Below are 20,263 nucleotides of genomic sequence, written 5' to 3'. Positions count from 1 at the left end.
ACGTGACGGCGGGGGTGGCTGGAAATGGCCGCTTGTCCTGGGGCCCCTGTGCATTGAAGATGCACATGACAAATCGGTGGGTGGCCGGAAGATCTCCGGTCACCCTCGTCACGCAGAGGACCCCCACATGAAGAAGCCTCTCGCCGCCGCGCTGCTCGCCCTGGTGATCGCCGGGGCGGGTGCGGCGCCCGCGGTCGCGGCGCCCGCGCCCGTGGACCAGGGCAGCGGTACGGCGGTGTCGGCCAAGGCCGCGTCGCCCACGCTCCAGGCGGTCACCCTCGCCGGTACCGTCGCGCTCAGCAACTGCTCCGGCTCGGTCGTGCGGTTCCCGAACTCCCTGGACAGCGACCCGGCGCTGGTGCTCAGCAACGGGCACTGCCTCACCACCGGCTTCCCCGAGCCCGGTGAGGTGCTCACCAACCAGGCGTCCAGCCGGACCTTCGGGCTGCTCAACTCCGCCGGTACGCGCGTCGCGACCCTGCGGGCCAGCAAGCTCGCCTACGGCACGATGACCGACACGGACGTCTCGATCTACCAGCTCACCTCCACGTACGCCTCGATCAAGAGCGCGTACGGGATCTCCGCGCTCACCGTGCAGGACACGCACCCGACCGCCGGGACCGCGATCACCGTGGCCTCCGGGTACTGGAAGCGGCTGTACAGCTGCAGCATCGACGGGTTCGTGTACCGGCTCAAGGAGGGGGACTGGACCTGGAAGGACTCGGTCCGCTACACCTCCGCCTGCCAGACCATCGGCGGCACCTCGGGCTCGCCCGTCATCGACCAGGCCACCGGCAAGGTCGTCGCGGTCAACAACACCGGGAACGAGGACGGGCAGCGGTGCACGGAGAACAACCCGTGCGAGGTCGACGCCAACGGCAACGTGACCGTTCGCGAGGGCATCAACTACGCGCAGGAGATCTACAACATCCCGGCCTGCTTCACGACGGGGAACCAGCTGAACCTCAACGCGAGCGCGTGCACCCTGCCCAAGCCGTGAGGACCGAACAGTAAGGCGCGAGGTGTTCCGTCACATGGGACTGCGACGGACCGCCCTGCCCGCCAGGACATCGGTGCGGCGGCCGTCCTCGATCACGAACCGGCCGTCGACCAGGACATGCGGGATGCCGTACGGCAGTCTGCGCGGGTCCTCGAACGTCGAACCCGGCGCCACCGTCCGGGGGTCGAACAGGACCAGGTCGGCCCGGTAGCCCTCCTTGACCAGGCCTCGGTCCGGGAGGCGGAGTCGGGCCGCCGGGCGTGAGGTGAGGTGGGCCACGCAGTCCTCCAGGGACAGCACCCCCAACTCCCGCACATACGTGCCGAGATACTGCGGGAACGTGCCGTAGGCCCGGGGATGCGGTTTCGCGCCCTGGAGGATGCCGTCCGAGCCGCCGGTGTGGACCCGGTGCCGCATGATCGTGCGGACGTTCTCCTCGTGGCCGACGTGCTGGAGGATCGAGGGGGCCAGGCGGTCCGCGAGCAGCAGATGCCGTGCGGTCGCCCAACTGTCCAGACGGCGGCCCACGTAGCGCGACAGCGAGGGATCGGCGACCCCCGCGATCTCGATCGTGTCCCACTCCATCGGTACCCCGTGGCAGCCGTCCGAGCCGATGACCTCAAGGTGGTGGCGGATGCGCTCCGCGGTCCCGTCGTCCGCGAGCCGCTTCAGGATCTTCTCCGGGCCGCCCTCGCTCGCCCAACTCGGGAGCATGGCGACGAGGGTGGTGCAGCCGGGGGTGTAGGGGTAGGTGTCCAGGCTGATGTCCGCGCCCGACTCCAGCGCCTCGTCCAGCAGCGCGACCAGCTCCGGTGCCCGGCCCTTGTTCACGCCGAAGTTCATGGTGGCGTGGGCGAGATGGAGGGAGCAGCCGGCCTCCCGGGTCAGGGCGACCATCTCCTCGTACGCCTCAAGGGCGCCCGCGCCGTAGGAGCGGTGGTGCGGGCAGTAGTAGCCGCCGTACCGCGCCACCACCCGGCACAGTTCGGTGAGTTCGGCGTCCTTGGCGTACATGCCGGGGGTGTAGGTCAGGCCCGAGGACATGCCGAGCGCGCCCTGCTCCATGCCTTCGGCGACCAGCTCGCGCATACGGTCCAGCTCCCGGGGAGTCGCCTCGCGGTCCTCCCAGCCGACGGCGAGCGCGCGGACCGTGCCCTGGGGGATCAGATAGGCCGCGTTCACCGCGATGCCCCGGTCCAGGCGGTCCAGGTACTCGCCGACCGAGCGCCAGTCGAAGTCGATGTCGTCGCCGTAGCCGTTCCAGCCGGTGATGGCCCGGCGGACCTCCTCCAGGGTGCGGTCGTCGACCGGGGCGTACGACAGCCCGTCCTGGCCCAGGACTTCGAGCGTGACCCCCTGCGCGGCCTTGGCGCTGTGGTCCGGGTCGCGCAGCAGCGCCAGGTCGCTGTGGGCGTGCATGTCGATGAAGCCGGGGGAGAGGACCAGGCCCTCCGCGTCCAACTCACGCCGGGCCCTGGGGCGTTGACAGCCCGCGTCGGCCGCCTCCTTGACGATCGACACGATCCGGCCGCCGTCCACGACCACGTCGGCGCGGTACGAGTCGGCGCCGCTGCCGTCGACGACGTCCGCGTCCCGGATGACGAGCTCTTCCATGCCGGTCCTCCCGCTGTCTCTAGAAGAAGGTACGGATGTAGTCGACTACGGTGCCGTCGGCCTCCGCCACCGGGATCAGCTGCCACTTGTCGAACGACGTGCACGGGTGCGAGAGACCCAGGCCGAGCCAGTCGCCGACCTCCAGGTCCGCCTCGGGTGCCGTGCGCAGCCAGGCGTGCTGGTCGGAGAGGGCGGTCACCTCGATGCCGGTCGCGGGGCGCTCGGCACCGGCGCGGCGGACCACCTGGGCGAAGGGGAGGTCGAGGTCGTAGGCCGCGTCCCGCTTGCCCGCGTTGGCGAAGGCCTGCTCGGGGGAGGGGCGGGAGACGATCTGCGTCCAGAGGCGGAACGCGGGCTCCAGCGCGCCTTCCTCGGGGACCCGGTTGAAGGGGGTCAGCTTGCGGTAGTGGCCGTCGTCGTGCGAGACGTAGGCGCCGGAGCGGAGCAACTTCAGTACGGGCAGGGAGAGTTCGGGGATCTCGGCGAAGACGTCGGCGACCGCGTCGAACCAGGCGCTGCCGCCCGCGCTGATCACGATCTCGTCCAGCCCTGCCGCGGTGAACCGTCCCGCCTTGTCGAACTCCGCCGCCAGCGCGACGAGTCGGCGCAGCCAGGCGTGCACGCGCTCCGGGTCCGCCCGCGGGACCTCGCCCTCGTAACCGGCGACGCCGACGAGCCGTAGCGTCCCGGTGGCCGCGACCGCGTCGGCGATCGCCGCGCACTCCGCCTCCGTACGGGTGCCGGTGCGGGCGCCCTCTCCGGCGGCGAGTTCCACGACGACGTCCACGGGGCGGGTGGCGCCGCGCAGGGCCGCGTCCATCAGTTCCACCGCGCGCACGGAGTCGACGTAGCAGACGAAGCGGAAGGCGGGGTCGGCGTCGAGCTGTGCGGCGACCCACCTCAGCGCGGCCGGGTCCACGAGTTCGTTCGCGAGGAAGATCCGCTGGACGCCGTACGCCCGCGCGACCCGTACCTGGTGGGGGACGGCGAGGGTGATGCCCCAGGCGCCGTGGTCGATCTGCCGCTGGAAGAGCTGGGGGGCCATGGTCGTCTTGCCGTGCGGGGCGAAGGCGAGGCCGTGGCGGGTGGCGTACGTCTCCATGAGCGCGAGGTTGTGCTCCAGGCGCTCGGCGGACAGGGCCAGGACGGGGGTGGTGAAGCCGTCGGTGAAGAGGTTGCGGCGCTGGGCGGTCAGCTCGGCGACGGTCAGGCCGTCCGCGTCCGGGGGGAGGCCCTTGAAGCGGTGGTCGACACGGTCCTCTGCGAGGCGGGCGAGCGCTTCGGTGCCGGTTCCTGCGGACACGGGGCCTCCCTGATCAGGTGAGTTGCAGTGTCTGCAACGGTCATTGCGTATATCGCTTACTGCTGTCTAACATCCACGCCAACGCCAGGTCAATGAAGGAGTCACGACCATCGTGAATGCCCCCGACGCCGTGGACGTCGTCGCGCTCGGCGAGTCCATGGTCACGTTCCTGCCCAGCCGCGCGGGCCGGCTCGCCGACGTGCCGTCCTTCGAGCGGGCGATCGGCGGGGCGGAGTCGAACGTGGCATGCGGGTTGGCTGCCGCCGGCTTCGTGGTGCGGTGGGTCAGCCGGGTCGGGGTGGACGGGTTCGGGGATCACCTGGTCGAGACGGTCGGGGGGTACGGGGTCGATGTCTCGGCCGTCGGGCGTGATTCCTCGCGGCCTACGGGGGTGTACTTCCGTACGGCGGGGGAGCGCGGCTCGGACGCACATGAGGTCGCGTACTACCGGGCGGGGTCGGCGGCTTCGGCGATGTCGGTCGAGAACGTGGATCTGCCGGTGGTGCGGGCGGGGCGGGTACTGCATCTGTCGGGGATCACCGCGGCTCTGTCGGACGACTGTCTGGGGTTGCTGCGTGAGTTGACGGCTCCTGGCGCGGATCGGCCGCTCGTGTCCTTCGACGTCAACCACCGGGCCGGGCTGTGGCGGGACGCGGACGGTCCGCGGGTGCTGCTGGAACTGGCCCGGGGGGCCGACATCGTGTTCGTGGGGGAGGACGAGGCCGAGGAGGCGTGGGGGGTGGCGGGGGGTCCGGCCGCGGTCCGGGCGGTGCTGCCCGAGCCTTCGGTGCTGGTGGTGAAGCAGGGGTCCGTGGGGGCTACTGCCTTCGTCTCGGCCGCGGGCAGTGGTGGGCTGGCCGCGCAGTTCCCCGCGCCCCTGGCCGGGTCCCCGGCTCCGTCAGTCGATACGCCCGCCTCGTCGGGCACCTTCGTACCCGCCCTCTCCGTCGACGTCGTCGCCACCACCGGTGCCGGGGACGCCTTCGCCGCCGGGTTCCTCTCCGCGACCCTTCGGGGGCTTCCCCTCCGCGACCGCCTCCGGCACGGTCACCTCTGGGCCGCCGCCGCGCTCACCGTCCCCGGGGACCTCGCCGTACCCCCCTCCCGCGCACACGCCGATCGCCTCGTCGCCGTCGGGGACGACACGTGGGGGACACTTCGACTCGGCCCCGGCTGGACGCAAGCCGGTACGGCCCCGGAGGAGGTACGTAGTCCATGAGTCAGACCGTCGATCGGGCGCTGAGCATCCTGCCGTTGCTCGCCGAGGGGCCCGCCGATCTGGGGCAGGTCGCCGACCGGCTCGGTGTCCACAAGTCCACCGCGCTGCGACTCCTGCGTACGCTCCACGAGCACGGCATGGTCTACCGCCAGTCCGACCAGCGCTACCGTCTCGGCGCCCGGCTCATCGCCCTCGCCCAGGAGGCGATGGAGAACCTCGACATCCGCGAGATCGCCCACCCCCACCTCGTACGGCTGAACGAGCAGTGCGGGCACACCGTCCACCTCGCCGTGTACGAGGAGGACGAGGTGCTGTACATCGACAAGGTGGAGAGCCGGTACCCGGTGCGGATGTACTCGCGGATCGGCAAGCCCGTCGCCATCACCGTCGCCGCGGTCGCGAAGCTGCTGCTCGCCGACCTTCCCGAGGCCGAGCGCAACGCCCTCGCGGACCAGCTCGACTACCCCATGTACACGGCCCGTTCGACGCCCAGCGCCCCCGCCTTCCTCAAGGAGCTGGAGCGCGTGCGCGAACAGGGCTGGGCCACCGACCTCGGTGGCCACGAGGAGTCCATCAACTGCGTCGCGGCCCCCATCCGCGGTGCCGACGGCAGGGTCGTCGCCGCGATGTCGGTCTCCGCGCCGAACGTCGTCGTCACCGCCGAGGAACTTCTCACCCTGCTTCCACAGGTCCGCCGTACGGCCGATGCCGTCAGCGGCGAGTACTCGGGCAGAACCACAGGAAAGGAATCCGTATGACGGACAAGATCGCGCTCACCCCCAAGACCCACACCACCCCGCCGGCGAAGTTCTCCCACGGGGTCAGGAAGGGCAACATCCTCCAGGTCGCCGGGCAGGTCGGGTTCCTCCCGGCGGAGGAGGGCAAGCCGCCCACGCCCGCCGGGCCCACCCTGCGTGAGCAGACCCTCCAGACGCTCGCCAACGTCAAGGCGATCCTGGAGGAGGGCGGCGCCTCCTGGGACGACGTGATGATGATCCGCGTCTATCTGACGGACGTCGACCACTTCGCCGAGATGAACTCGATCTACAACACCTACTTCGAGGAGCAGGGCCTCACCGCGCCCCCGGCCGCCCGTACGACGGTCTACGTCGGCCTGCCCGCCGGACTGCTCATCGAGATCGACGCGCTCGCCGTCCTCGGCTGACGCACCCGGGCCGACGGCCCCTCAACTCCCGCACGCCGTAACCGGCATGACCCCCTCACGGGCGGTCATGCCGCGATCCCCCCTGCCCGAAAGCCGGATGTACTTACCCAGAGGACCCCCATGTCGTCCCTCCCGCTCGCCGCCACCGCCCCCGAGGCCCCACCCCACACCGGTGGCCTGCTCCTCCTGATCGACGGCACCGCCGGTCTGCTGACCGTCGCCGCCATCGGTATCGCCCTGCTGCTCTTCCTGATCATCAAGGTGAGACTCCAGCCCTTCGTGGCGCTGCTCGGCGTCTCCATAGCCGTCGGACTGCTCGCGGGTCTCTCGGTCACCGAACTCTTCGGCACGGTCCAGCGGTCGGACGCGGTGTCCACGATCGAGTCCGGGATGGGCGGCATCCTCGGGCACGTCGCGATCATCATCGGCCTCGGCACGATGCTCGGGGCGATCCTCGAAGTCAGCGGTGGGGCGGAGGTGCTGGCGTCCCGGCTGCTGAACCTGTTCGGGGAGAAGCGCGCGCCCCTCGCGATGGGCCTGACCGGTCTGATCTTCGGTATCCCGGTCTTCTTCGACGTCGGCATCTTCGTGCTCGCGCCGATCGTGTACGCGGCGGCGAAGCGGAGCGGCAAGTCGATCCTGCTCTACTGTCTGCCGCTGCTGGCGGGCCTGTCGATGACCCACGCGTTCCTGCCGCCGCACCCGGGTCCGGTCGCGGCCGCGGGTCTGCTGCACGTGGACCTCGGCTGGGTGATCCTCATGGGCATCATCTGCGGCATCCCGGCGGTGCTGGCCGCGTGGGCGTACTCCGCGTGGATCGGGCGGCGGATCTTCGTCGCCGTGCCGCAGGACATGGTGGAGGCGGCCGCGGAGGCCAAGCAGGCGGTGATCGAGGAGCAGCGGACGCAGGGTGTCGTACCGCGTGAGGACCCCGTCCCGCTGGGCACGGTCCTCGGCATCATCGGTACGCCGCTGATCCTGATCCTCGCCGCCACGTTCTCCTCGATCGCGCTGGACCCGTCCACGGGCCGTTCGGTGATCGAGTTCTTCGGCAGCCCCTTCGTCGCCCTGACCATCGCCCTGGTCCTCGCGTACTACCTGCTCGGCATCCGCCGCGGCTGGTCCCGCAAGTCCCTCGAGACGGTCTCCACGGCCTCCCTCAAGCCGGTCGGCAACATCCTGCTCGTCGTCGGCGCGGGCGGGGTCTTCGGCGCGATCCTCAAGGCCAGCGGGGTCGCTCAGGCCCTCTCCGACACCTTCAACGACGTCGGTCTCCCCGTGATCGTCCTGTCGTACCTGATCTCAGTGGTCCTGCGTGTGGCCCAGGGCTCGGCGACGGTCGCCATCGTCACCACGGCCGGCATCGTGGCCCCCCTCCTCTCCGAGGGCCACCACTCCCAGGCCTTCGTCGCCCTCGTCATCATGGCCATCTCCGCCGGCTCCATCTTCGCCTCCCACGTCAACGACGGCGGCTTCTGGATGGTCGCCAAGTACTTCGGCATCAGCGAACGCGACACCCTGAAGACGTGGACGGTGCTGGAGACGGTCCTGTCGGTGGCGGGGTTCGTGGTGGCGGCGGTGTTGAGCGTGTTCGTGTAGGGGGGAGTGGGGGCGGGGCGGTGGTGGCGACGGTGCCGGTGGCGTGCGGCTCGCGATCTGCGGGGCCTGGTCGAGGCCGGAGCGGTGGGCGCGGTGGGCGCGCCAAGGAGGCTTCCCGGCCGCGCCCGCTCCCAAGTCCCGCCCCCCTGGCTCTGCTCAGCACGCCGCACACAAGGACCACCGCGTTGAGCAGGGCCGGCGCGGCGAACTGACGCTGAGGTGCCGACGGGCGACCAGGGAGTCCAGGGCGCGGGTCGAGCGGTCGGCGCCGCGGGGTGGCACCGGGGCGGCGGGCGCGTCCGACTCCTCCTCGGCGAGGGCGGGACTGCCGGATCGCAGGCAACCACGTCCCCGGGCGGGACCGCGCCCCGCGCCCGCGTCGGCGGCTCTTGTCGGCCCTTCAACTCCCCCTGCCCGCCTCGCGATTCCCAGGTCTGGTCCTTCAACTTCCCGCGCGCGCTTCCCGGTTCCGATTCCGGTCTCCGGCTGATGGCCCCCGGTGCCTGCGCCCTTCAGTGATGCCACCGCACCCGGCCCCTCTTCCAGCCCCTCTCCCGGCCTGCGGCTTCCCGCGCGTGCTTCCCGGTTTCGACTCCGGTCTCCGGCTGATGGCCCCCGGGCGCCCGCGTCCTTCAGCGATCCCACCGAGCCCTGCCCCCTCCGACCCGCCTCTTGCCCTTCGGCTTCCCGCGCCTCCCAGCACCGGCCCCGATCTCCGGCCGACGCCCCTGGCGCCCTGCGCCCCCGCGCCCCGCGCCCTTCAGCGATCCCACCCGCCCCCCACCCCCCCCCCTGCCCACCCCCACCCGCCCCGAATCCGCCCTGAACACACCCCCGTTCACGCCCAGCCCGTGCGGTGGAATGGAAGGGCGGAACGGGCTTGTGGGGTGTGGGTGGCGGTGCGATGCTGATCGTCATGCCGTCGTCTCCTCCCGTGCCCGATCATGGAGCGGTTCTCGCGGAGGTGCGGAAGGTGCGGCGGGCCGGAGTCGTGAGGCTTCGGGGGCTCGACGTACCGGTGCTTGCCGGGGTCGCTCGTGGAGTGCCGCGGGGAGACGGCGAGTTGCCTGGGGGGCCGGTGGAGAAGGTGTTACGGCTCGCCGTCTCCCGGATGGGGGGCGGCACTCTGCAGACCGCCGCCGAGTACAGCCTCGGGCTCGCCCAGGGCACCCGCGACTGGCCCGCCTCCGACCGGCGCAGGCGAGCCGCCCAGGTGTACGGCGTGAGCGTCGAACGGTTCCGCAAGCACCACGAGTTGATGGTCCTCGGGCAGGTCGCCGAGCAGGTCGTCGCACTGCACCGCGACGGCACACCCGGCGGCGCCGAGAACAGCCCGGTGCCGTACGACCGCATGCCCGCAGCCCACCGCACCCTGCACGTGAGGGTGCACGACCGCACGGTCCCCGTGACCCTGCACGTCCACTCCGTCGACCTGGTCCGCGACATCGACGTGGTGGTCTCGCCGACCAACATCTACTTCGCGCTGCCCGCCCCCTACAAGTCGTCCGTCTCGGCCACCCTGCGCCGCGCGGGCGCGCACCGGGACCCCGTCGGGGGACTCGTCGAAGACAGGATCGACGACGAGCTACGGGGCTGGACCGCCCGGCACGGGGCTCCCGGCCGGGCGGCACAGCCCGGCACTGTCGCCGCCACCTCCGCCGGCGTCCTCGACGGCCAGGGCATCCGCCGCATCTACCACGTCGCCGTCGCCGTACCGCGTCCGGAGACCAACGACTACGACGTCCAGCCCGCCGACATCACCAGAGGCGTCGCCCGCGTCTTCGCGCTGCTCGCCGAGGAGTCCGGCCGCCACGACCCGCCGCTGCGCTCGGTGTGCCTGCCCCTGCTCGGCGCGGGCCGCGGCGGGCTCACCCCGCTGGAGAGCTTCGGCGCGCTGTGGGCCGCCGTCGAGGCCGAACTCGCCCGCGGGGCCGACTGGGAGATCCACTTCGTCGTACGCCGACACGCCCGCGCCGACCTGCTGGAACGCCTGCTCGCGCCCAGGGAGGACTGATGGGACACCCGCCGCCCCCGCATCTCGACCCGGAGAGCGGGGAGCCCGTCGACGCGTACGTCGTGCTCGCCTCCGCCGCCGCCAAGTGGGGCCTGGTCGCCGGCCGGCTCGGACGGGACACCCGCGACCGGCTCGCCGCCCTGCTCGGTCTCGTCCGGGCCGGCGACGGCGACCCCGGCATCCGGCTCGACGCCGCGCGGGAGGCGGCGGGGCTGCTGCGGGAGCGGGTGCCGGAGGAGTTCGGGGCCGACGAGGGCGCCCGGCCGGTCGCCACCCCGGCCGCGGGCGGACGGGTGACCGTGCAGGGGTACGCCCCCGAGGACCTCGCCGTCCTGCTCATCGACGGGCACCGCATGGTCGGCCCGGTGCTCGGCCCGGTCCGTGACCGGCTCCTCGCCGAACCCGCCCTGGACGCCGAGGACCTGCTGCGCAACGGCGGTTCACCCTTCGCGCCCGACCTGATCCGGCTGCGGGGCGAGGGCGGCCGGGTGCGGCTGCCGCGCTTCCAGTTCTCCGAGGACACCCTGCCCTGGCCGGTCGTCCTGGAGGTCAACGGCCTGCTGTCCGCCGACCGCGATCCGTGGGGCGCCGCCGACTGGTGGCTGTCCGCCAACGCCTGGCTCGGTACCAGCCCCGCGAGCCTGCTCGGCACCGGCCGCGACCGCCAACTCGCGGACACCGCACGGTTCCTGATGGAGAGTGAGTGACCGTGCCCCACTACCGGCCGCCCGACACCCTGACCGGCACCCCCGGTAAGGTCACCCTGCCCCGCGGCACCCTGCTGTACCGCATCCACTCCTCCCGCAGAACCGCGACGGACTTCAACCCCCGCCCCGCGCACTGCCTCTACGGCGGCGGCCGCTTCGACGCCACCTCCTGCGACCGCTACGGCTATCTGTACGCCGGTCTCGGCCCCGCGGCCGCGGTCTGCGAGACCCTGCTGCGCTCGCTGCCCTTCGACCCCACCGGCGCCCCCCGGCTGCTGCCGCACCGCGCAGTCGAGGGCCGCCGGATGAGCACCCTGCGGCTCACCGCCGACCTCACCGTCCTGCCGCTGATGAGCGCCCGCGACCTGGCCGCCGTCCACCAGGACACCTGGCTGGTGCACGCCGAGGCGCAGGAGTACCCGTACACCCGCGACTGGGCGCACTGGATCCGCCGGCACGCCGGGGACTGGGCGCAGGGGATGGTGTGGCCGTCGAAGCGGGAGCCGATGGAACGCACGGTGGTGCTGTTCGGCGACCGCGGCGGCCTGGACGGGACGCTGCCCGCCGACGAGGAGGACGTCATGGACTTCGACACCGCCGACGGCCTCGCCTGGCTCGACTCGGTGCTCGGCGCCTACGGCGTCCAACTCGCCCCCTGAATGTCGCATTCACCGGTTCGGTCCCCCCGCGTTCCTGGAAAGCTCGCCTCGTGACAGCTGAGACACCGACGTCGGCCCCCGAAGAGATCCGCGAACTCCGCGACCGGCGCGAGGAGATCCTCGACACCCTCGCGCACACCGCCTCCGACGACCCGGAGGTACCCCGTCTGTGCGGGCTGGCCGGCGAACTCAGCTACCGGCTCCTGCTCCTCGACGGCCCCGAGGAGCATCTGCCGCTGGCCGCCGAGGCGTTCGGACACGCCTTCCGGGCCCCGGGCGACGACGGCGACTGGGCCGCCTGGCGGATCCTCTACGGGCACGTCCGGGCCTTCCAGTACGACAGCGAGCCGGACCCCGGACTCCTCGACGCCATGTGGGAGCTGCTGCGGGACGGAGTCGCCGGGCTGCCCGCAGGGGACGACGACTACGACCTCGTGCACGACCTCGGACGCCAGCTGCTCGCGTCCTGCGCCAAGCAGCGCTACCTGGCCTGCGAGGAGGCGGTCGAGCGGCGCCTCGAACTCCTCGACGAGGCACTGCGGTTGTACGCGGACGCCGCCGCGACAGTGGAGCCCGGCAGCGAGGAGGCGGTCGAACTCGACGTGTCCCGGGGCTATCTGCACCTGGACCGGGTCGAGCTGTCCTCCGAGCCCGCCGACGCGGAGGCCGCCGCCCGGCACTACGGCGCCGCGCTGGCCGCCGAACCGCTCGGCGGCGACCTGCCGTTGCTGCGCCACAGCCACGGACTCGCGCTCATGACGCACGGCCGGATGACCCGCGACCGGGACGAACTGGAGCTGGCCAGGGAGGCGTTCGGCACCGCGCTCCTCGAAGCCCGCCAGCGGGAGGGCGAACCGCCCACCTGGGCCTGGGAGGCCGAGATCCGCAGCGCGTTCGTCCGCACCCTCATCTGGGCCACCTGGAAGGACCAGGCGCAGGCCGCCGCGGCCGAGGTGGAACTCGCCGGACTGCTCGCCGACCCCGCCGACGTCGACCGGCTGCCCCCGGTGTACCTCGACTGCTTCGGCCGGCTGCTCTTCGAACGCGGCGGGGTCCGCCGGGACGTGACCGTGCAGGACCGGGGCATCGCCCTGATCCGCAAGTCCCTCGACGAGTGGGAGGCCGACCGCGACGGCCCGGTCAGCACCACCGCCCTGATGCTCGCCGTCTTCCAGCAGAGCCGCTACCAGGACGACCCCGAGGAACGCCGGCTGCGCGATGTCGCCGAGGCCGCCGCCCTGGTCCTCGCCGACGAGGAGTTCGACGACCAACTGCGCCAGATGGCCCGGATGATGGGCAGCTGGGCCTGGTTCACCCTGGAGGACACCGGCGCCACCGGTGCCGAGCCGCCCGCCGGGATGGGCGCCGACGAGGCCCGGCAGGCGTACGTCGACATGCTCAGGGACCTCGAACAGGGGCGCGGCTTCCTCGACTTCAGCGGCACCAGCGACGACTTCCCCGGCATCTTCAAGGGCTTCGGCGGACTCGACCGGCTCGCCGAGGGCTTCGACCAGGGATTCGCGCGCTACCGCGCCCTGGAGGAGGGCGCGGGCCGGGCGTTCTTCGCCCTCGCCCTGCTCTCCCACACCATGCTCCTCGACCCGCACGGCACCCATGTCGCCGCCGAGCAGAAGGAGGAGCTGATCGACTGCGTCCTCGCGCACGGACAGGACGACCCGGAGTGGCAGCGCAAGGCCCACGCGGTGGTCGCCCAGACCCGGCTGCGGGACGAACTCGCGGGCAGCGGGCGGGGCATGGACACCGTCCTCGACCATCTCGCCCGCGCCGAGGCGATCGGCGGCGACGAACAGCTCGGCCACGGCATCGACCTCGCCCGCGCCGCAGCCACCACCCACCGGGGGCAGACCGCGGGCACCGGCGACGACGTCGAGGCCGGGGCCGCGATGTGGCGCAAGCTGCGCGAGAGCCCCCAGCTCAGCCCGCACATGCGCCAGGTCCTGGACGCCCAGCAGTCCGCGCTCGACGCGCAGGCCGCCGCCCAGCGCGGTGACCTCGCCGGCACCGACCGGCACCTCGCCGAACTCCTCGCCGTCCACGCGGACCTCGACCCCGAGGACCCGGCCCGCATCGAGCTGTGGACCCACCTGGAGAACGCCCGCTCCGCCCGCGACCGCCTCGCCGGACTCCTCGGGGCACCGCCCGCGCCACCCCTGGTCGGCCGCCCGTCCCTGTTCCAACTGCGGCGCGCCGCCAAGCAGTTGCCGCGCGACCACCGCGCCTGGGTGCTCGGCGACAACGGCATCACCCGCTTCATCCGGGCCGGTGAGAAACGCGACGCCGAGATGCTCGCCGAGGCCATGGAACTGCTCCAGGAGGCCTACGACCTGGTCGACGAGGGCAGCGACAGCCGGCTGCGCTACGCCCACTGCCTCGGCAGCGGCCACTGCGCGCTCGCCGAGATGCACCGGCTGCCCTCCGTCCGCACCCGGCACCTCACCCGGGGCATCACCATGCTGGAGGAGTCGCTGCGCATGTGCGGCGGCCCCGAGCACCGCCTCTACGCCGCCTGCGGACTCGCCCTCGGCCGCGCCTACCGGGTCCGCGGCGAACTGCGCCGGGACGACCGCGGCGCCGGCCGCCGCACCGGCCTCGACGCGCTGCGCGGCCACGCCTGGGCCGCGCTGCTCCAGTCCGGCACCGAGCACGCGGCGCACGCCGTGCGGGAGGCCACCGACACCGCGTTCGAGGTCGCGGGCTGGTGCCTGCGGGACAACGCCCCCGAGGACGCCGTACGCGCCCTCGACGCCTGCCGCGGTCTCGTCCTGCACGCCGCCACCACCTCCCGGACGGTCCCCGAACGCCTGGTCGCGGCCGGGCACGGCGACCTCGCCGACGAGTGGCACGCGGCCGGTCTCGGCAGCACGGCGGCCGACCCGCTCACCGCGCTCCGCGCCGCCGTCACCGTCCCCAGCAGCCTGCGCCGCCGGGTCCTGGCCGCCCTCACCGGCGCGCACTCCGTCCAGGACCGGCTCCTGGACCCGCCCTCGCCCGAGGAGATCGGCGAGGCGCTGCGCACCCTGCGCAAGGACGCCCTCGTCTACCTCGTCCCCGCCGGTGAGGACACCCCCGGCAGCGCCGTCGTCGTCACCTCCAGGGGGGACGTGCACAGCGTGCCGCTGCCGACGCTGAAGGCGGACGCGGCGGCCCTGCGGGAGTACGCGCAGCCCCGAGGAGGCGGTACGGACCGGGACATGGGCCCGGTGCCGGGACATGCCGCCGCCGCGGGCCCGTCGCTGCGGCAACGCCTGGACCGGCTGTGCGGATGGGCCTGGTACGCGGGGATGCGCCCGCTGCTCGACATGTTCGACACCCGGACCGGACGGGTGCCGCGGCTGGTGTTCGTGCCGATGGACACCCTCAGCCTGGTCCCCTGGCACGCCGCGTGGGGGACCGGCCCGGACGACGAACGCCGGTACGCGCTCCAGGAGGCGGAGATCTCCTACGCCGCCTCCGCCCGCCTGCTGTGCGACGTCGCCGCCCGCCCCGCCGTCACCCACGCCGGCCCCGCCCTCGTCGTCGGCAACCCGACCGGGGACCTCCGGTACGCGGGTGAGGAGGCCGACGCCGTCCAGCGCGCCTTCTACCCGCGCGGTCGCTTCCTGGGCCGCCGGGAGACGGGCGAGGCGGACGGGCCCGGGACGCCGGGGGAGGTGCTGGAGTGGCTGACGCGCGCCGCCTCCGGGGACGAGACCGCCGTAGCGGAAGCGGAAGGCGGGGAAGAGCGGGACCGCGACGCCCCGCGGGACGGTGCCGTGCTGCATCTCGCCTGTCACGCGGCCATCGCGCGGGACACCCGGCGGACCTCTCATCTCGCGCTGCACGGCGGTGAGTTGGCGGCCGAGGAGCTGACCGAGGCGGTCGGCGGGGCCGGGCGGGGGCGGCTCGGGATCGTGCTGCTCGCCGCGTGCCGCAGCCATGTGTCGGGGCGGGGGTACAACGAGGCGTACAGCCTGGCCACCGCGTTCCTGGTGGCCGGTGCCCGGTCCGTGGTCGGCTCGCTGTGGCCGGTGCCGGACGACGCGACCTCGGTGCTGATGTTCCTCACCCACCACTACCTGCGCACCGGGAACGAACCGCCCGCGCGTGCCCTGCGCCGGGCCCAGCTGTGGATGCTGGACCCGGCCCGCGAACTCCCCGCCGACCTGCCCGCCCGCCTCGCCGAGCGGGTCCCGCACATCGACCCCGACGACCTCAGCGCCTGGGCGGGCTTCACCCACCTCGGTCAGTAGCCGCCCGCCGGTACGACGGTCCGCAGGGTCACCGTGCGGGTGGCCCACCGCCCCGCCGCGCCCTGCGGGACCCGACCGGCCTCCCGGGGGCCGGGAGCGGGCCGTACCGGCGCGTCGAACCGCAGTACACCGCTGACCTCGTCGCCGTCCCCGCGGCTGCCCGGCGTCCGCTCCGCGTCCCAGGCCCGCATCCGGAACGGCGCCGTGTTCAACTCGCCCTCCGCCACGATGAGTTTGAGCCAGTCCCTGACCTCAGCCCCGGGCACGGCGGGCCGCGATTCCGGCAGGAAGAGCCGCACCGGCTCGCCGTCGAGGGCGTACCCCGTCCGTCCGGGCCCGATGAAGTGGCCCTGGAACAGCGCCGGATCGGCCGCCCAGCTGTCGGTGAGGTCGAGCAGGACGCACCACAGCGGGCGCTGCGAGCGGTTGTGCAGCCGGATCTGCACCCACGGCTCCCGCGGACCCGTCGCGTCCGGCCGGTACTCGCAGACGATCTCGCCCCGCCCGTCCGGCACCAGCGCGGGCCCGTCGGGCGCCTCCCACGGCACGATCTCCACCCGCACCTGGCTGTCGAAGACCGAGGGCCGGGCGGTGAGATCCCGCAGCCGGTGCCAACGGGCCAGATGGGTGAGGCAGTCGACGACCCGGCGGGCGTCGGCGTCCGCCGCCCGCGGCACCACGGACCCGCCCTCCCCGAACCGCAGCGGCGCCACGAACTCCGTCCCGTCCCGCCCCAACACCCGGGCCGCGCCGTCCGCCACGACCACCCGGAAGTGCGGGTCGCCCTGCTCCTCCGGCGCGTCGACGAGCCGTACGAGAGGCGCGGGCCCGCCGCCGGGACCGTACGACGCGAGGGCCGCCCGCAGCCGTCCGTCCGGCCCCTCCACGCTCACCGTCGCGGGCGCCGACGCCAGCGCGGTCAGGGCCACTGGGTAGGCCAGCTCGGGGTCCGGCGTCCACCGCACCGGGTCCACCAGGCACCGGTCGGCCCGCACCACCCGCGCCCGTACGACCGCCCCCGCGGCCGGGCCCTCGCCGACCACCCCGAACTCCGTGCCGTCGGCGCCCGCGCCGTCCCGCAGCCCGTGCCCGCTGCCGCAGTCCACCTCCCAGCCGTCCGGCCCCCGGCGCAGCAGATACCCGCTCGCCACGCCCGCGACCGCGCCCGCCAGGAACGGCAGGTCGGCGAGGCCCGGCGACGGCGGGAACAGCACCGGCTGCTGCCGCCCGCCGGACCGCCGTACCCGCGCGTCCGCCGCCGCCAGCAGCTGCCGGTACGTGGCGTCGGGGCCCGCCGCCCGCACCGCGCTCAGCAGCGCGTGGGTGAAGACGCCGTGTCTGACGCCGTCGAAGTACCCCTCGAACGACAGCTGGTCGAGCCTGCTGGCCGCCAACAGCAGGTGACGCCCGGCCTCTTGGTCCGGTACGGCGTCCCGGTCCGCGGTCACCGTCCGCCACTCCGGCCGGGGCGGCGCGAACCGGGCGGTCAGGTCCGCCGGGACCGGGCCGTCCTCCCGGGTGGCGCCCCCGGAGTAGCAGCAGTCGAGCACCGCCACCACCTGGACCCCGCGGGCCGCGACCGCGTCCAGCAGCGCGCCGACCCGCTTGTCGGGCAGCGGGCCGTCCGCGCAGACCAGCGCCTGGTTCCAGCCCGTCGCCTCGACCAGCAGGTCGCCGCCGCCGGCGGGGCGCCGGGTGCCGTGGCCCGAGAACCAGAACAGCGCCGTGTCCCCGGACCCGGCCGACCCCAGGAAGTCACGGATGCCGTCCTCCAGGGCCGCCGCCGTGGCCTCGCCGTCCAGCGCCGTCCGCACCTCGACCGCGCCCCCGGTCCGCTCCACCAGCAGCCGACGGGCCGCGCGGATGTCGTTGACGCAGCCCGTGAGCGGAGTGGCGACATGCGCCGGATAGTCGTTGATGCCTGCCATGAACGCGTAGATCGACCCCATGGCGGGAAGTCTCGCAGCCGGGCCGGTCAACGATTCCAGGGAACTGGTCGGTAACGGGGCGGTTCCGGGCTTCAATTCGGTCGTACGGGTGTGAAGTGCTCCGTGTGGTCGCACTATTGACTCGACGTCACTATTCTTCACCTTTTCGCGGAACGCGTGCCAGAACTCGAGTCGGGGGACACATGGGCCAGTTCGAGCGGCCTCGGCGCATCGTGCGACCAGGAACGGCCGGCACACCCTCCACGTCGTCGGACGCCCTGCGCGCCACCGACCAGGGCCTCACCACGGGCGGCCCGCGCCGCACCGTCGGGGCGCCGGGGCCCGCCGGCCCGCTGCGCCGCGAGCGCCTGGCCGCCCGGCCGCAGCAACTGCGCGAGGCCGTGGGCCGCCTCGACGCGGGCCTGGACGAGAACGCCCGCAGGCAGCTCGCGGAGTGGATCGCCGGGGAGTACCGGACCAGTTACGGCGAGATCCCGCTCGGCTTCCTCGCCCGCTGCTATCTCGGTCCGCCCTACGTCGACCACCAGCTCGACCTCTTCCAGGTGATCGTCCGCCACTTCGCCCCCTCCGACCAGGTGCCCGAGCCCTTCGCGGACGCCCGGATGCTGGTGCGCTCCGGCGGCTACGCCTTCGTCGAGGTCTACTCCGGCGGGCTGCTCCTGCCGGTGCTCGACGACGGGACGGTCGTCCGTCCCTGACGCCGTCCGTTCCTGGCGCTGTCCGTTCCCGGCGCTGTCCGTCCCTGATGCCGTTCGTCCCCGACGCCCTCCGTCCCTCACGCCGTCCGTCCCGAGTGATCCCCGTGTGATTCGTACCGTTCGATCGGAGAAACCGCATGTCCGAGGTGGACTACGCCCTTCACCGGAAGGTGCAGCAGGTCAGCAACCTCGTGGTCCGGCTCAGCGAGCAGGTCGGCTCGGTGTCCGGCCAGGTCTCGGCGGTCGAGGCCAACCAGCAGCAGACCCGCGGCGAACTGGCGCAACTGCGCGACGAGTTCCTCGCCTTCGTCAAGACCGCCCAGCTCACCGCGAACGTCCAGCGCGCCGAGACCCGCGTCGGCGTCATCCAGGACCAGGTGGACCACGAGTTCGGCCACCACAAGACCGTACGGCGCACCGCGACCGGCATGCTCCAGGCCTTCGACCTCGGACTGGTCTCCGAGGAGAACGTCCGGGCCGTCGGCGACCAGTTGATGATCCAGACGCCCCGCTACTGGCTGGCGCCCGCCCTGGTCGCGCTCGCCTCCTGGTCCGCCGACGACCGCACGCTGTGCGACAAGGCCGTCGAGGAAGCATTCCGCCGCTCCCCGGACCGCACCTCGCTGTTCTTCGCGCTGGTGCTGCGCCGCCAGGACCGCAAGGACGCGTCGGTGCGCTGGCTGCGGCACTATCTGATCGCCCAGGACCCCGCGGCCCTCGGCCGGGAGTTCGCGGTCATCCTGGAGTCCATCGCCCAGGGCGCGTTCGGGCTCGCCGGCCGCGAACTGCTCACCGGCACGCTGACCGGCTGGCGCGAGCAGCTCATGGACAGCACCGAGACCCAGCAGCGCCAGATCACCCGCTGGCGCGAGGAGATCGACTCCCTCGCCGCGCCGTCCGCCGCCGCCGAGTTCCCCCGGCTGGTCCAGGTCTGCCCGCAGTGGCCGCAGCTCGACGCCATCCTGGGCCGGGCCCGCGCCCAGCGGACGGTCCTCGACAAGTACGAGGCGGTCATGTCCCGCGAGTTCCAGCCCTCCGCGCGGCTGGAGGACGAGATCGACGACATCCTCGACCGGCTCGTCTCCGAGTACGACAACGAAGAGCTGCCGCTCCGCCGCGAACTGGCCTTCAACCACGCGGTGATCGACCACGCCGGCGACCTGGACCAGGCGCGCCGCACCGCCGACGCGGACTCGGCGTCGTACGACGAGACGCTCGACTACCTGACCGTGCAGACCACCGCGGCGCTCAACCCGTCGGCGATCGGCACCTCGCCCGCCACCCAGCGGCTGGCCGTCGCCGCCTGCCACGAGTGGTTCCTCCAGGCGCACGCCCAGTTCACCCGGGACTACCGGGCCGCGGTGCCGCAGGACGTCCAGGCGCGCTACGGCACCGCGTACACGGTGGCCGCGCAGACCTTCCAACTGCCGCCGTGGACCGGGTCGTTCACCCAGCAGCTGCCCGAGCTGGAGCGGTCGCTGGCCGCGCACTGGGACCAGCACATGGCGCCTTTCATCGCCTCCTACGCCTACCCGTGGGTCAAGAAGGCGACGCCGCTCGCCCTGGTGCTGCTGGGCATCCTGGTGGTCATCGGGTCCATCCACATCGGGTACGCCCTCGTGATCGCCGCGATCGTCGGCGGGGTGTGGGGGCTCATCCTCCACAACGGCGCCCAGGCCGCCGGGCGGCTCCAGGACAACGCCCGCGGGATCCTGGAGGCGGCCAAGCTGGAGTCGCTGCACCATCTGCGCGCCGCGTCCGCCGAACTCACCGACTGGAACGCCAAGTTGCGGGACGCCGACGCCGTCGAGCCGCGCTGCCGGGAGCTGATCCAGTCCCTGGCCACCGCGGCGACCGGCGGCTCACCGTTCGACGGCCGCACCGTGGCCAAGGAGGAGGACGCATCATGAGCAGCACCGGCCCGGACTCCGACCCGTACGCGGCCCCGCCGCCACCGCGCAGACCGGCGGGGGACCCGCAGTGGTCCGCGACGGGCGCCCCGACACCTGCCGACGGGGTCCAGGCCCCGGCCCAGCCGCCCGCCGCTGCCGACGGGGTGCGGGCGCCGTCGCCGCCGCCCGCCGCG

The 20,263-nt window shown here is 73.2% G+C and carries 14 protein-coding genes and 1 pseudogene; 12 read left to right on the top strand and 3 right to left on the bottom strand.

Annotation, left to right across the window (positions count from 1 at the left end; translation table 11 throughout):
- Positions 1-127: 127 nt before the first annotated feature.
- Positions 128-1,000 carry a serine protease gene (locus tag G3I78_RS11365; protein WP_164423156.1) on the top strand — a complete coding sequence of 291 codons (873 nt, stop codon included), beginning with the start codon at positions 128-130 and terminating at the stop codon, positions 998-1,000.
- Positions 1,001-1,030: 30 nt separating this feature from the next.
- Here G3I78_RS11365 and G3I78_RS11360 read toward each other — a convergent pair whose 3' ends face one another.
- Together G3I78_RS11360 and G3I78_RS11355 are read right to left on the bottom strand one after the other, a co-directional pair.
- Positions 1,031-2,614 (bottom strand): D-aminoacylase, encoded by a 1,584-nt coding sequence (locus G3I78_RS11360; RefSeq protein ID WP_164423154.1) that lies wholly within the window; start codon positions 2,612-2,614, stop codon positions 1,031-1,033.
- A gap of 19 nt (positions 2,615-2,633) precedes the next feature.
- Positions 2,634-3,917, bottom strand: coding sequence for an amino acid deaminase (locus G3I78_RS11355; protein ID WP_164423152.1), 1,284 nt, complete (start codon positions 3,915-3,917; stop codon positions 2,634-2,636).
- 112 nt (positions 3,918-4,029) lie between these two features.
- On the opposite strand from G3I78_RS11355, the gene G3I78_RS11350 reads away from it, so the two are divergent.
- The 8 genes from G3I78_RS11350 to G3I78_RS53175 all read left to right on the top strand — a co-directional run bounded on the left by G3I78_RS11350 (position 4,030) and on the right by G3I78_RS53175 (position 15,530).
- Entirely contained in the window at positions 4,030-5,136 is a 1,107-nt protein-coding gene (locus G3I78_RS11350) for a sugar kinase (protein ID WP_164423150.1), read from the top strand.
- Positions 5,133-5,894, top strand: coding sequence for an IclR family transcriptional regulator (locus tag G3I78_RS11345; protein ID WP_164423147.1), 762 nt, complete (start codon positions 5,133-5,135; stop codon positions 5,892-5,894). The genes G3I78_RS11350 and G3I78_RS11345 overlap by 4 nt, the downstream gene beginning before the upstream one ends.
- Positions 5,891-6,301, top strand: a complete 411-nt coding sequence (locus G3I78_RS11340; protein ID WP_037720011.1) for a RidA family protein — start codon at positions 5,891-5,893, stop codon at positions 6,299-6,301. Before G3I78_RS11345 ends, G3I78_RS11340 begins: the two co-directional genes overlap by 4 nt.
- Positions 6,302-6,421: 120 nt before the next feature.
- Positions 6,422-7,900, top strand: coding sequence for a gluconate:H+ symporter (locus tag G3I78_RS11335; RefSeq protein ID WP_164423145.1), 1,479 nt, complete (start codon positions 6,422-6,424; stop codon positions 7,898-7,900).
- A 1,078-nt stretch (positions 7,901-8,978) separates the two neighbouring features.
- Positions 8,979-9,914, top strand: a complete 936-nt coding sequence (locus tag G3I78_RS11330) for a hypothetical protein (protein ID WP_343243720.1) — start codon at positions 8,979-8,981, stop codon at positions 9,912-9,914.
- Entirely contained in the window at positions 9,914-10,621 is a 708-nt protein-coding gene (locus G3I78_RS11325; RefSeq protein WP_164423141.1) for a hypothetical protein, read from the top strand. Before G3I78_RS11330 ends, G3I78_RS11325 begins: the two co-directional genes overlap by 1 nt.
- Positions 10,618-11,280, top strand: a complete 663-nt coding sequence (locus G3I78_RS11320; protein ID WP_343243719.1) for an RES family NAD+ phosphorylase — start codon at positions 10,618-10,620, stop codon at positions 11,278-11,280. The genes G3I78_RS11325 and G3I78_RS11320 overlap by 4 nt, the downstream gene beginning before the upstream one ends.
- A gap of 50 nt (positions 11,281-11,330) precedes the next feature.
- Entirely contained in the window at positions 11,331-15,530 is a 4,200-nt protein-coding gene (locus G3I78_RS53175; protein WP_164423139.1) for a CHAT domain-containing protein, read from the top strand.
- Here G3I78_RS53175 and G3I78_RS11310 read toward each other — a convergent pair.
- Positions 15,524-17,479 (bottom strand): caspase family protein, encoded by a 1,956-nt coding sequence (locus tag G3I78_RS11310; protein ID WP_164423136.1) that lies wholly within the window; start codon positions 17,477-17,479, stop codon positions 15,524-15,526. The two genes, G3I78_RS53175 and G3I78_RS11310, sit on opposite strands and share 7 nt — an antisense overlap.
- A 182-nt stretch (positions 17,480-17,661) precedes the next feature.
- Here G3I78_RS11310 and G3I78_RS11305 point away from each other — a divergent pair, with 182 nt between their 5' ends.
- The 3 genes and pseudogenes from G3I78_RS11305 to G3I78_RS11295 all read left to right on the top strand — a co-directional run.
- Positions 17,662-18,177 (top strand): hypothetical protein, encoded by a 516-nt coding sequence (locus G3I78_RS11305; protein WP_164423134.1) that lies wholly within the window; start codon positions 17,662-17,664, stop codon positions 18,175-18,177.
- 137 nt (positions 18,178-18,314) lie between these two features.
- Positions 18,315-20,087: a hypothetical protein gene (locus G3I78_RS11300; RefSeq protein WP_164423132.1), complete on the top strand. Its 1,773-nt coding sequence runs from the start codon at positions 18,315-18,317 to the stop codon at positions 20,085-20,087.
- A pseudogene (locus G3I78_RS11295) lies at positions 20,084-20,263 on the top strand (hypothetical protein); the annotation flags it as partial. The gene G3I78_RS11300 and the pseudogene G3I78_RS11295, both read left to right, overlap by 4 nt.

Source organism: Streptomyces sp. SID13726, assembly GCF_010548375.1.
In the GTDB taxonomy this organism is placed as follows: Bacteria; Actinomycetota; Actinomycetes; order Streptomycetales; family Streptomycetaceae; genus Streptomyces.
Note: the sequence above shows the minus strand (reverse complement) of the source record. Positions and strands in the feature narration are given on the sequence as shown.